This window comes from Dactylosporangium thailandense (assembly GCF_059739745.1).
In genome coordinates this window covers 9,632,914-9,644,874 of sequence record NZ_AP029195.1, presented here as the reverse complement: position 1 = coordinate 9,644,874, position 11,961 = coordinate 9,632,914, and the positions used below count along the sequence as shown (strand labels likewise).

At 72.2% G+C, this 11,961-nt stretch carries 12 protein-coding genes and 1 pseudogene; 10 read left to right on the top strand and 3 right to left on the bottom strand.

Annotated elements, in window-relative coordinates; all coding sequences use genetic code 11:
• The first annotated feature begins 2 nt into the window (after window positions 1-2).
• Window positions 3-1,373, top strand: a complete 1,371-nt coding sequence (locus AC6JBM_RS42840) for a DUF1501 domain-containing protein (RefSeq protein WP_350610208.1) — start codon at window positions 3-5, stop codon at window positions 1,371-1,373.
• 311 nt (window positions 1,374-1,684) lie between these two features.
• Here the strand turns inward: AC6JBM_RS42840 and acs are convergent, their stop codons facing one another.
• The gene (acs, locus tag AC6JBM_RS42835) at window positions 1,685-3,649 is read right to left on the bottom strand and encodes an acetate--CoA ligase (protein ID WP_497979483.1); all 1,965 of its coding nucleotides are present in this window, start codon (window positions 3,647-3,649) and stop codon (window positions 1,685-1,687) included.
• 120 nt (window positions 3,650-3,769) lie between these two features.
• Here acs and AC6JBM_RS42830 point away from each other — a divergent pair, with 120 nt between their 5' ends.
• Window positions 3,770-4,507: a Fic family protein gene (locus AC6JBM_RS42830; RefSeq protein WP_497979482.1), complete on the top strand. Its 738-nt coding sequence runs from the start codon at window positions 3,770-3,772 to the stop codon at window positions 4,505-4,507.
• A 24-nt stretch (window positions 4,508-4,531) separates the two neighbouring features.
• Here AC6JBM_RS42830 and AC6JBM_RS42825 read toward each other — a convergent pair whose 3' ends face one another.
• Together AC6JBM_RS42825 and AC6JBM_RS42820 are read right to left on the bottom strand one after the other, a co-directional pair.
• Window positions 4,532-4,819 carry a hypothetical protein gene (locus tag AC6JBM_RS42825; protein WP_350610204.1) on the bottom strand — a complete coding sequence of 96 codons (288 nt, stop codon included), beginning with the start codon at window positions 4,817-4,819 and terminating at the stop codon, window positions 4,532-4,534.
• A 404-nt stretch (window positions 4,820-5,223) separates the two neighbouring features.
• Window positions 5,224-6,057, bottom strand: coding sequence for an HAD family hydrolase (locus tag AC6JBM_RS42820; protein ID WP_350610329.1), 834 nt, complete (start codon window positions 6,055-6,057; stop codon window positions 5,224-5,226).
• A 672-nt stretch (window positions 6,058-6,729) separates the two neighbouring features.
• On the opposite strand from AC6JBM_RS42820, the gene ssd reads away from it, so the two are divergent.
• The 8 genes and pseudogenes from ssd to AC6JBM_RS42780 all read left to right on the top strand — a co-directional run bounded on the left by ssd (window position 6,730) and on the right by AC6JBM_RS42780 (window position 11,849).
• The gene (gene ssd, locus AC6JBM_RS42815; protein ID WP_497979481.1) at window positions 6,730-7,794 is read left to right on the top strand and encodes a septum site-determining protein Ssd; all 1,065 of its coding nucleotides are present in this window, start codon (window positions 6,730-6,732) and stop codon (window positions 7,792-7,794) included.
• Window positions 7,795-7,919: 125 nt separating this feature from the next.
• Window positions 7,920-8,967 (top strand): annotated as a pseudogene (locus tag AC6JBM_RS42810) (TadA family conjugal transfer-associated ATPase).
• Window positions 8,964-9,803, top strand: a complete 840-nt coding sequence (locus AC6JBM_RS42805) for a type II secretion system F family protein (protein ID WP_497979480.1) — start codon at window positions 8,964-8,966, stop codon at window positions 9,801-9,803. Before AC6JBM_RS42810 ends, AC6JBM_RS42805 begins: the two are co-directional and overlap by 4 nt.
• The gene (locus AC6JBM_RS42800; RefSeq protein ID WP_497979479.1) at window positions 9,803-9,946 is read left to right on the top strand and encodes a hypothetical protein; all 144 of its coding nucleotides are present in this window, start codon (window positions 9,803-9,805) and stop codon (window positions 9,944-9,946) included. The genes AC6JBM_RS42805 and AC6JBM_RS42800 overlap by 1 nt, the downstream gene beginning before the upstream one ends.
• Complete coding sequence (locus AC6JBM_RS42795) at window positions 9,943-10,548, top strand: type II secretion system F family protein (RefSeq protein WP_497979478.1); 606 nt, start codon at window positions 9,943-9,945, stop codon at window positions 10,546-10,548. Before AC6JBM_RS42800 ends, AC6JBM_RS42795 begins: the two co-directional genes overlap by 4 nt.
• A gap of 154 nt (window positions 10,549-10,702) precedes the next feature.
• Window positions 10,703-10,876, top strand: coding sequence for a hypothetical protein (locus AC6JBM_RS42790; protein WP_497979477.1), 174 nt, complete (start codon window positions 10,703-10,705; stop codon window positions 10,874-10,876).
• Window positions 10,877-11,082: 206 nt separating this feature from the next.
• Window positions 11,083-11,373: a TadE family type IV pilus minor pilin gene (locus AC6JBM_RS42785; RefSeq protein WP_497979476.1), complete on the top strand. Its 291-nt coding sequence runs from the start codon at window positions 11,083-11,085 to the stop codon at window positions 11,371-11,373.
• Complete coding sequence (locus AC6JBM_RS42780; RefSeq protein WP_497979475.1) at window positions 11,370-11,849, top strand: Rv3654c family TadE-like protein; 480 nt, start codon at window positions 11,370-11,372, stop codon at window positions 11,847-11,849. Before AC6JBM_RS42785 ends, AC6JBM_RS42780 begins: the two co-directional genes overlap by 4 nt.
• Window positions 11,850-11,961 lie beyond the last annotated feature (112 nt).

The following is an 11,961-nucleotide window of genomic DNA, read 5'->3' as shown; positions in this document are numbered from 1 at the left end:
CAGTGCGGAAGAAGTTGCTCCACCCGGAGGTCCCGGACCTGCTGCGGCTCGGTCCCAACCGCTTCGAGGCCGCCCTGCGGGCCGAGGCCGAGGTGGTGAAGGAAGAGCAGAAGAGCGTTCGCGACCGGTACCTCGAGCTGTCCCGGCAGGAGGACGAGCAGGAGGACGGCCGGGGCGTCACCCGCCGCAAGTTCTTCGTCGGCGCCGCGGCCACCACCACGGCCCTGGCGACGAGCCAGTTCATCACCACGCAGGCCTCGTTCGCGGCCACCCCGACGGGCACGCTCATCCACGTGTTCCTCTACGGCGGGGCCGACGCCCTCTCGCTCTTCGCGCCGATGAACGACGCCACCCTGAACCGGGTCCGGCCGAGCTTCACGCTGCCGGAGAACACCTCGATCGCGCTCGACCGCGGGTTCGGGCTCAACGAGTCGTTCGCGCCGCTGAAGAAGTACCTCGACGCCGGCCAGCTCGCGTTCATCCCCGGCGTCAGCGACCGCCGGCTCGACCGCAGCCACTTCGCCGCCACGGACACCTGCCAGCTCGGCGGGCTCCCGGCCGAGACGGGCGGCATGGGCTGGCTGACGAACCTGGCCGACAAGCTCGGCCCCGGCACGGCATTCCGCGCGGTCGGCATCGGCTCGACGCTGCCCCGCTCCCTCGTCGGCGGCGGCGGCGCCCTGGCCCTCAACAGCGTGGCGTCGCTGAACGTCAACGGCGACGGCAAGTTCCGCCAGCCGACCGTCGACGCGATCAAGACGCTCTTCACCGGCGTCGACCACCCGATCGCGACCCCGGTCAAGGCCGGCATCGACGCGCTCACGCTCGCGAGCAAGCTGGCGCAGGAGGGCTACACGCCGGCGAACAACGCGAAGTACACCGGCGTCGGCAACGCCTTCAAGGAGCTCGCCCAGCTGATCAAGGGCGGCGCCAACGTCCGCATCGCCACGATCGGCATGGGCGGCTGGGACACCCACGAGAACCAGGGCACCCGGGGCGGCTACCTGGCCCAGCACTTCGGCGAGCTCGCGTCCGGCATGGCCGCGTTCTTCGACGACCTCGGCGCCGACCTCTCCGCCAACGTCACCGTGATGGTCTCCAGCGAGTTCGGCCGGCGCGTAGCCGAGAACGGCGGCGGCAGCGACCACGGCCACGGCGGCGGCGTGATCGTGCTGTCCGGCAAGAAGCTCGCGGGCAAGCTGCTGGGCACCTGGAACGGCCTCGACACCCTGGTCAACGGCGACGTGCCGGAGATGAACAACATGTTCTCGGTGTTCGGCTCCGTCGCGCAGGGCCGCTTCGGGCTGACGGATGCGGAGGTCGGCCAGATCTTCCCGCGCCAGACCTACACTCCAGTGAAGATCTACGCGTAGCTCCACCTACGCGTTCCAGGGGCGGCCCCGGTCCCGGGGGCCGCCCCTCTTTACGTGCGTCCCGGCTTTCAGCCCGATTCTGCGAGAACCTCGGTGGCCTGCCGGCAGGCCCAGCGTCTGGCGCACCCGGAACCGCCCATTGAGCATCGGCGTGCGCGCGCCGCTCGGCGTCGCTCAGCGGCAGGAAATTGGCTCGTGCTCGGTTCTTCTGGTGGGGCGGCGACGTTCTTTTGGTGGGGTGTCGACGCGTCGGCCGCCGGACTCGGGGCGTTGTGCGTCCCGAATCCGGCGGCCGTGTCAGCGAGTGAGCGTCAGTCCTCGGCCTTGCCGGACTGCATGCCCGACGCGATGAGGTCCATGACGGTCGAGTCCTGCAGCGTGGTCACGTCGCCGAGGCTGCGGTTCTCGGCGACGTCGCGCAGGAGGCGGCGCATGATCTTGCCCGAGCGGGTCTTCGGCAGCTCCGCGACGAGCATGATCTGGCGGGGCTTCGCGATCGGGCCGAGGGTCTTCGCGACGTGGTTGCGCAGCTCCTGGATCAGGGCCTCGCCCGCCTCGCCCTCGGTCTCGACGCCGCCGCGCGGGATGGTGAACGCGACGATCGCCTGGCCCGTGGTCGGGTCGGTCGCGCCCACGACCGCCGCCTCGGCCACCTTCGGGTGGCTGACCAGCGCCGACTCGACCTCGGTGGTGGAGATGTTGTGGCCCGAGACGAGCATGACGTCGTCGACCCGGCCCAGCAGCCACAGGTCGCCGTCGTTGTCCTTCTTGGCGCCGTCGCCGGCGAAGTACATGCCGTCGAAGCGCGACCAGTAGGTCTCCTTGAACCGCTCGTCGTCGCCCCAGATCGTGCGGAGCATCGAGGGCCACGGCTCGCGGAGCACGAGGTAACCGCCGCCGCCGTTGGGCACCGAGTTGGCCTGGTCGTCGACCACGTCGGCGGAGATGCCGGGCAGAGGCCGCATGGCCGAGCCGGGCTTGGCCGCCGTCACGCCGGGCAGCGGGGAGATCATGATGGCGCCGGTCTCGGTCTGCCACCACGTGTCCACGATCGGGCAGCGGTCGCCGCCGATGTTCTCGCGATACCACATCCAGGCCTCGGGGTTGATCGGCTCCCCGACCGAGCCCAGCAGGCGCAGCGACGACAGGTCGAACTGCTTGGGGATGTCGTCGCCCCACTTCATGAAGGTGCGGATCGCGGTCGGCGCGGTGTAGAGGATCGTCACGCCGTATTTCTGCACGATCTCCCAGAACCGGCCGCGGTGCGGGGTGTCGGGCGTTCCCTCGTACATGACCTGGGTGGCGCCGTTGGACAGCGGCCCGTAGACGATGTAGCTGTGCCCGGTGACCCAGCCGATGTCGGCGGTGCACCAGTAGACATCGCTGTCGGGCTTGAGGTCGAACACGGCGTGGTGGGTGAAGCTGGCCTGGGTGAGGTAGCCGCCCGACGTGTGCAGGATGCCCTTGGGCTTGGCCGTGGTGCCCGAGGTGTAGAGGATGAAGAGCGGGTGCTCGGCGTCGAACGGCTGCGCGGCGTGCTCGGGGGCGGCGGTCTCCACCGTCTCGTGCCACCACAGGTCGCGCTCGGCGTTCCACTCGACGTCCTGGCCGGTGCGCCGGACCACGAGGACCTTCTCGATGCTCGGCGTGTTGACGACGGCCTCGTCGACGATGCTCTTGAGACCGCTGGGCTTGCCGCGGCGGAAGCCGCCGTCGGCGGTGATGACCAGCTTGGCGCTGGCGTCGTTGATGCGGCCGCTGAGCGAGTCGGCCGAGAAGCCGCCGAAGACGACCGAGTGCGTGGCGCCGATGCGGGCGCAGGCGAGCATCGCGACCGCGGCCTCGGGGATCATCGGCAGGTAGATCGCGACCCGGTCGCCGGCGACGACGCCGAGGTCGGTGAGCGCGTTGGCGGCCTGGCAGACCGAGCGGTGCAGGTCGGAGTAGGTGATCGTGCGGGTGTCGCCCGGCTCGCCCTCGAAGTGGATGGCGACCTTGTCGCCGCGGCCGGCCTCGATGTGGCGGTCGAGGCAGTTGTAGGCCACGTTGAGCTGCCCGCCCACGAACCACTTCGCGAACGGCGGGTTGGACCAGTCCAGCACCTGGTCCCACTCCTTGGCCCAGCTCAGCCGGTGTGCCTGCTGCTCCCAGAACGCGAGGCGGTCCGCCCGGGCCTCGGCGTAGGCGCCTTCGGTGAGGTTGGCGGCGGCGGCGAACTCGGCAGGCGGCGGGAACTGCCGTGTCTCGTTGAGAAGGTTTTCCAAGGTCTCGCTCATCGCAGATGGCTCCTCGATGTGGTCCAGCTCTCGCACTGAGGCTAGTTGGGGGGTGTGACAGAAAAGAAGGCGCCTCTTCTCTAAACTTTGTTCACAGTAGCGGGACTGTACCGTCAACGGGTGCCGTCCGACCCCCTCGCCCCGCTGCTGGATCTCGCCGACGTCCGCCCCGCGCTCGATCAGGCCCGCGCGGCGGTCGACGCCGCCATGCGCCATCGGGCGCTGCGCCGCTCGGGCGGGCCGGTGGCAGCCGAGATCGCCCTGCGCACCTCGGTCGCCAGCGCCGCGCTCGACACCCACGGCTTCGATCTGGAGGGCGTGCGGGCGGGCGTGGTCACCGACCCCGTCGTGCAGGGTGCGCTGCGGGCCACGGCCGCGCTGGACGGGCTGTCGGGGACGTGGACGAAGGCGCCGCGGCAGGTGCTGGCCAAGCTGCACACGCTGGTCGCGCGGGACGTGGTGGCCGCCGGTGAGCTGGGCCGGCCGGCCGACCCGGGTGTCGTGCCGCGCCTGGACGCGCTGGCCGCGCTGGTCACCGGGGGCACGAGCGCGCCGGTGTTGTTGCAGGCGGCGGTGGTACACGGGGAATTGCTGGCGCTCAAGGCCTTCGCCGGGCCCAACGGGGTCGTCGCCCGAGCCGCGGCCCGGCTGACCCTCGTGGCGGGCGGGCTGGACCCGCGGGGACTGCTCGCGATGGATGTGGGGCACCGCAGCCGCGAACCCGAGTACGTCGGGTCGGCCAACGCGTTTGCCACCGGTACACCTGATGGCATTCGCTCATGGCTGCGTCATTTCTCCACGGCGACCGAGCGCGCCGCTGAGGAGTTGCTCGACGTGTGCGAGAAGGCCGCAGGGTAGGGGGTCCCCGCGGCCTTCCGGCACTTAGTTGCTGCTGCGGGCCCGAGCCGCCTTGACCACGTTGATGATCAGCACGATCGGCACGATGAACACGTACCAGATGATGTAGACCGACTCGGGGTCGCCGATCAGCAGGTACAGCCCGTAGCCGATGAAAGCTACGCCGATCACGACGTTGAGCACGCGCTGGCCGACCGAGTTGAGGCCGAAGCCGATCGCGCCGATGGCGATGCAGATGAGGCCGCTGACGCAGAGCAGGCCGATGTAGGCCAGCTCCTGGCCCGCGCTGATCTCACCTAGAGCAGCGTTCATGGGTGTTGCCTCCGGGGATGGAATGGGGGTATGGCTGCGACAGCCTAGATCGCGTCTGCGATCTTTTGTGCCCCGTTTTCCCCGGACACAGTGGACGGCGCCTCGGTTGGGAGGCGCCGCCACACACGTCCGATCCGGGTTACCATGCGTGCACCTTGAGTCCGTTGTCAGCGGTCCTTGCGGTTCCGCTGCAACGCGCCTACCGCGGCTGATCGCTCGTGGGTGCCCGGCGGCCGTGCACGAGGCCTTGACCTCGCACTTCCTTTTCTACGCCGCGTGAGGTCCGATCGGAACCCCCGCGCGCCAGAATGTGACTGGTGGGGCTCAGGAGGCGGGCGCTGCGGCGAGCTGGGCCTTGCGGTGCTTGCTGTAGCCGCGGCGGGCCTGATCGCCGTCCGCGCGGCTCAGGAGGCGGGCGCCGCGGCCAGCTGGGCGGCCCGGGCCTTGCGGTGCTTGCTGTAGAGCGCGAGCCCGATCGCCACGACCGCGCCCAGCCCGATCGCGGCCGCCGCCACCGGCACGGCAGGGCGTTCGCGCAGGCGCCGGCTCAGCGGGATCGGGTGGCGGAAGTCGAGCATCGGCCAGCCGCGTTCGACCGCGATCCGGCGCAGCCCCCGGTCGGGGTTGACCGCGGTGGGGTGCCCGACCAGGCTCAGCAGCCCGGCGTCGGTGACCGAGTCGGAGTAGGCATAGCAGGACGTCAGGTCGTAGTCGCGCTCGGTGGCGAGCTCCTTGACCGCGACGACCTTGTTCGGGCCCGCCGCGTAGAAGTCGATCTCTCCCGTGTAGCAACCGTCCTCGCCGACGTTCATGCGCGTGGCGATGATGTCGGTGATGCCGAGCTGCTCGCCGATCGGCCGGACCATCTCGTCGCCGGAGGTGGAGACGAGTACCACGTCGCGGCCCGCGGCGCGGTGTTCCTCGATCAACAGTGCGGCCTCGGCATAGATATACGGATTGATCAACTCGTCGAGTGTTTCCCGCACGATCTGCCGCACCTGCTCGGCGCGCCAGCCTTTGACCAGCGCCGCGAGATAGTCCCTGGTGCGAGCCATGGTCTGTTCGTCGGAGCCGCCGCCGACGCGGAAAATCAGTTGTGCGTAGGCGCCTTTGATGACATCGCGGCGGCTGATCAGCCCGTCGCGATAGAACGGTCGACCGAAGGCCAAGGCACTCGACTTGGCGATCACCGTTTTGTCCAGATCGAAAAACGCGGCGCTACGCCCCACGGCGGGCAAGTGTAGCGTCGCGAGGCGGTCCGTGGTGTCCGGACTTGTCCAAAGCCAGTCCAAAGCCCGACTGGATCACGCTCGGTCGCGTGCGATCACGCCTGAGTTACCCCACAGTGAAATATTGATTGGTGTCCTGGGCGTGTTGCGGGCCGGTCCTACTCGACGTATGGCGGTCGACTCAGGCATGCTTATGTTTGCGACGAGGTTTCACGTCATCATGGCGGAGCCCCGTTATTGACCCTCGGCGGTTGCACCCCCCGTAACCGCTGAGCGGGTTCGGCTCGACCCCCCCGGAGCCGAACCCCCGGCGACCCCCGTCACCCCCCGGCGGGGGTCGTCCCCTTCTCAGGCGCTTTCGCGCTTCGTGTGAGTTGCCGGATTTCGGCCACATGGCCTTTTGGGCGGCGGCTGCGGACATTCGCGGTGGTTAGCCCGTATTGACGCCGGGTGCTTTGTTGAGCGTTCACGGTTTCATGTTTTCGATTCGGTACCGGCGCGAGCCCACGCCCGTCCTGTCCGAATTTGTCAGCTTTCTCATAGCAGATCGACAGCGTCCGGAGACGTTGTCCACAAGCGGTTGGTTATCCACAGATCCGGCCCCGGCGTCGAGCGGGCGGCGGCCCGAGCAGTCCAGGGTGAGCGCAGTCAGCCGAACCGCTCACGACCGTGGAGCCCTCCGTGCACCGACCACTGCTCGTCTCCGACGACCCCGCGCTGCTCGACCAGCTCGTCGACCTCGCCAACCGGCACGCGCTCGAGCTCGACGTGGCGCCCGGCCCCGATGCCGCCCGGCGCCGATATCGCTCCGCACCGCTCGTGCTCATCGGCGACGAGGCCGCGCCCGCGCTCGTGCGCGCCGGGCTGCCCGAGCGCGCGGGGGTGATGCTGCTGACCCGAAGCCGTGGGATGGAACGGGTCGCGGGCCTCGCCGAGCACCTCGGCGCCGAGCGGATCGTGCGAATCCCCGACGGGGAGCCGTACCTCGTGCGCGAGCTCCGCCGCGTCGCCACCGCCGTCCGCGGGCGGGTGCTGGCGTGCATCGGCGGCCGGGGCGGTGCCGGCGCGACGGTGCTCGCCGCCGGGCTCGCGCTCACCGCCGGTCGCGCCGGACTGAGCACCCTGCTCGTGGACGCCGACCCGCTCGGCGGCGGCGCCGACCTCGCGCTCGGCTGGGAGAAGCTCAAGGGCCTGCGCTGGCCCGCGCTCGAGGACGCCGCCGACCCCGCCGACCTGCTCGCCGCCCTGCCCAGCCGCGAGGGCGTGGCGCTGCTGTCCTGCGGCCGCGACCCGGACACCGCCGGCGGGCTCCCGCCCGCGGCCATGGCCACCGCGCTCGACGCCGGCGGCCGCGGCCGCGACCTCGTGGTGGCCGACCTGCCCCGGCGCCTCGACGACGCCGCGACCCTGGCGCTGCGGGCCGCCGACCTGGTGCTGCTCGTCGTCCCGGCCGAGATGCGCGCCTGCATGGCGGCCGCGCGCGTCGCCGCGACCCTTGCCCCGCACACCGATGCCGTCCAGATCGTCGTGCGGGACCCGGGCCAGGTGCGGCCCCGCCAGATCGGCGACGTGCTGCGGCTGCCCGTCGCGGGCGCCCTGCACTCCGAGCGCGAGCTGCCCGCCCGCCTCGAGCGCGGCGGCGGCCCGGCGCACGACCGCCGCGGCTCGCTCGTCGCGCTCTGCCGCCACATCCTCGGCGGCGTCGGCCTCGGCCCGGTCAGTCCCGAGGCGGGAGCGGCGGCGTGAAGACCGGCACGACCCCGCGCCTCGCGAAGACAGGCACGACCCCGCGCCTCGCGAAAACCGGCACGACCCCGCGCCTCGCGACACCCCCGGCCCTGCCCGCCATCGCCGGACGGCTCGCCGACGAGATGGCCGGCACCGGCCCGCTCGCGACGCTGCTGGCCGACCCGAGCGTGACGGACGTGCTCGTCAACGGCGGCGAGATCTGGGTCGACCGCGGCGATGGCGGCCTGCGGCGCGTGGCCGGGTCGATGGGCGACGAGGCCTACGTGCGCAAGCTCGCGCAGCGTCTCGCCTCCAACGCCGGCCGGCGCCTGGACGACGCGAGCCCGTTCGTGGACGTGCGCCTGCCCGACGGCACCCGCATGCACGCGGTTTTGCCGCCGGTGGCGCTGCGCGGACCGTACCTGTCGCTGCGCACCTTCCGCCGGCGTGCGTTCACCCTCGACGAGCTCGTGCGCTGCGGCACGCTCGACCCGGGCGCGGCGGGGCTGCTGCGGGCGGTGGTGGCGGCCCGGCTGCCGTATCTCGTGACCGGCGGCACCGGCACCGGCAAGACCACCGTGCTCGCCTCGCTGCTGTCGATCGTGCCGTTCGGCGAGCGCCTCGTGATCGTCGAGGACGCCGCGGAGCTGCGCCCGGCCCACCCGCACGTGGTCGCGCTGCAGGCCCGGGCCGCCAACGTCGAGGGCGCCGGCCAGGTGACCCTGCGCGACCTGGTGCGCCAGGCCCTGCGGATGCGCCCCGACCGGCTCATCGTGGGCGAGTGCCGCGGCGCGGAGATCATCGACCTGCTCGGCGCCTTGAACACCGGGCACGAGGGCGGCGCGGCCACGCTGCACGCCAACTCACCCGCCGACGTGCCGGCCCGGCTGGAGGCGCTGGGGCTGCTGGGGGGGCGTGCCGCGGGCGGCCCTGCACGCGATGGTCGTCTCCGCGCTGCGGATCGTCGTGCACCTGCACCGCACCGCCACCGGCCGTCGCGAGCTCACCGAGATCTGTGTGCTCGCGCGGCACCCGGACCGTCACACCGCGGTCGTGATCACCGCTTGGCGGCGCGGGACCGGGCCGGGGCCGGGCGCTACCGATCTCGCCGAGATGCTGGCGGCTCGGGGCGTGGAGGCGCCCAAGGCGGAGGGGCGCTGGAAGTACACGCCCGAGGGCGGCTGGTCGTGACCGCCATCGACCTGGCCCTGGTGGCCGGGGCACTGCTGGTGACGGGTTGGGTCGCCTTCTGGCTGCGCGCCCGGAGCCCGGCCGCTCGCCTGGCGCGCGTGAGCCGGGAGGCGCGGCGGCGTCCCGATACGCGGCCCCGGCTGGAGCAACTGCTGCTGCGGCGGCCGGCGCGCGTGTGTTCGGCGGTGCCGCTGCTGGGCGCGGGCGGGGCACTCGTGTTCGAGGGGCCGGTCGCGGCGCTGCTCATCGGGGTGTACTCCCTGATGGCCCTCCTCGCCGTCCGCCGCCACCTGCTCCGGCGAGACGGCGAGCGGCTCGTCACGGGCCTGCTCGACGCCGTGGACGCAACGGCCGAGGGCCTGCGGGCGGGAGCGCTGTCCGACGGCTCGAACCTGACCGCTCTGCTCGCGGACCCGGCTCCCTCGAAGGGCGCCCCGTTCGCGGGCTCCACCGCGAGCGGTGGTCCGGTGCGCTCGGACAGGCCCGCGGTGGAGGCGGCCCGGGCTCGGCTCGGTGCGGCGTACCGGCTCAGCGAGAGCCTCGGCGTCCCACTCGTCGAACTGCTCGAACGCGTCGAGGCCGACCTGCGGTCCGGGCAGGCCCTGCGCGCCGACACGGCCGCGCAGCTGGCCGGGGCCCAGACCTCGACCGCGGTGCTGCTCCCGTTGCCCCTGCTCGGCCTGTGGGTGGGCGCGTCGGTCGGCGTCGACCCGGCCCGGCAGCTCCTGCACACAAATCTGGGCGCCGCGTGCGCGGTGACCGCGGTCGGGATGCAGTGGCTGGGCCTGCTGTGGACGAGCCGGATGGTCAGCGCGGCGACGGCGGAGGTCCGCTGATGGGGGCCTGGATCTGCTGGCGGCTCCCGCTCGGCCCGCGGGTGTCCGTGTCGTTCGGCTGCTGGCTCGTGGGGCCGCACGTGGCTCGCGGCGGCCTCGGGATCGGCGTCCTGGTCGGTGGCCGGGTGGAGGTGTGGTCGTGAAGGCCTGGAAGCGCTGGCCGGCCGCGTTGGCGGCCGGGGCGGCGACGGCGCTGGCCGTCGGCGGAGGCAACGGGGTCCTCGTCGGGTTGGTCGTGGCCGGCGGGTGCTTCGTGCTGCTCGGCCGCGCGGAGCCGGCTCATGTGCGGCGGGAGCGGGCCACCGCCCGGTCCGATCTGCCCTTCGCGGCGGATCTGCTCGCGGCCGCGCTGCGGGCCGGTGCGCCGCCCGATCGCGCCGCGCTCGCGGTCGGGGAGGCGCTCGGCGGGCCGGTCGGCGAGCGGCTCGTCCGGGCCGGGAGGGCGCTGCGGCTCGGGGCGTCACCCGAGAGGGCCTGGGGGCAGCTGGCCGATCTGCCGGGCGGGGAGCGGTTCGCTCGGGCCGCGACTCGTAGTGCGGAGCATGGGCTCGCGCTCACGCGGACGCTCGACCGGCAGGCTTCCGACCTGCGGGTGGCCCGGGCGGCGGCGGCCGGCGCCTCGGTGCGGCGCGTGGGGGTGCTCGCGATCCTGCCGGTGGCGATGTGCTTCGTGCCCGCGTTCGTCCTTGTCGGGATCGTGCCCCTTCTTGCCGCGTTCGTCCGTGGCGTCTTCACGGCGCTGTGAGTGTGCCGTTCCCGCCGCGCCGCGAGGGCTGCTCTCACAGCGCGGCGAGGGCTGCTTCCGCGGTGCTGGGAGTCCGCGCTCCGTCTGGCGCGCTGCCTCGCCTAGCTGAAGTGACACAACGAGAAGTCCCAATCCCTGAAGGAGAGACATGCACGTGGCAAAAGACCGTTTCCTGGCCCTGGTTCGGCGGGACGACGGGGCGATTTCCATCGAGTACGCGGCGTTGGTCATCGTCGGGATCATCATCGTCGGGGTGCTGCTCGGCATCGCGCACTCCGATGCGATGCGGGTCCACCTGACCGAGCTGATCATGAAAGACCCGGCGTGACTGCCCGGGGGAGGGCGGCCGTTCGGCCGTGGCGCGGGTTCTTCGCGCCCGTCACGCCGGTCACGCTTCCGGTCGAGACCGTCCCGGAGCCGTCTCCGTCTCCGGCGTCGGCGTCGGGGAAGAGCGCGCGGCATCGGCGAAGACGGGCGGTGGCGGCCAGTCATCGAGGGCATCGCGAGCGTGGGTCGGCCGCGCTCGAGGTGGCGATGACGATCCCCATCCTGCTGCTGCTCCTGATGACCGGGGTCATCTCGCTCACGGTGCTGACCAACAAGATCTCGGTGATCGACAGTGCCGGGACGGCGGCTCGGGCCGTGGCTCGGGGGGAGAAGGTGCCGGAGCTGGGCTCGGGAACCGAGGTGGTCGCCGTTGTGCACGACGGCGATGTGGTGCGGGTGACCGTGCGGCGGAAGGTGACCAGCCCGATCTTCGCGGGGTTCTTCGTCGAGCAGACGGCGGTGGCGATGGTCGAGCCGCAGGCCGCCGCCGGGCCGTGAGGCGGGGACTGGGAGCCGGGCTGGGGAGAGGAGGGCGCGAGCGTGGGTCGGCGTCGCTGATCTGTCTCGGGGTCGGGCTGGCGTTGGTGGCGCTGGCCATCGGGATCTTGGCCGGGGGTGAGGTCGTCGTGGCTCGGCATCGGGCGCAGAACGCGGCCGACTTCGCGGCGCTGGCCGGGGCGCTGACGGCGGTCCGTGGAAAGGGGGCGGCCTGTGCGGCGGCCGAGCGGTTCGCGGCGGAGAACGGAGGGCGGCTCGCGGAGTGCGAGGTCGGCGGGCCGATCGTCACGGTGACGGTGGAGGTGCGCACTCGGAGCGGGATCGTGGCCAAGGCCAGAGCTCGGGCCGGGCCGGCGCAGGGCGTGGATGCCACAGAGCGGGGCGAGGAAGCCGCAGAGCAGGGCGGGGAAGACCAGGGTCCGTGGGTGGTCCCGTCGGGGCGCGGGCTGAGCGGCACGCGCGAGGGACCGGAGTGACGGGCCGAGAGAGCCGGGAGAGGGGAGTGCGTTTGAGCGAACGTTGAATTAGTGATGGGGCCCGGACTGGCGAATCCGGGCTCCATCGACCCGCGACCAGGCCTAAGGCTCG

Bases quoted from the DNA above. Each gene is read 5' to 3' on its own strand.
- acs (WP_497979483.1), bottom strand. From the start codon at position 3,649: ATGAGCGAGACCTTGGAAAACCTTCTCAACGAGACACGGCAGTTCCCG.
- AC6JBM_RS42825 (WP_350610204.1), bottom strand. From the start codon at position 4,819: ATGAACGCTGCTCTAGGTGAGATCAGCGCGGGCCAGGAGCTGGCCTAC.
- AC6JBM_RS42800 (WP_497979479.1), top strand. From the start codon at position 9,803: ATGGGGGCCTGGATCTGCTGGCGGCTCCCGCTCGGCCCGCGGGTGTCC.
- AC6JBM_RS42785 (WP_497979476.1), top strand. From the start codon at position 11,083: ATGACGATCCCCATCCTGCTGCTGCTCCTGATGACCGGGGTCATCTCG.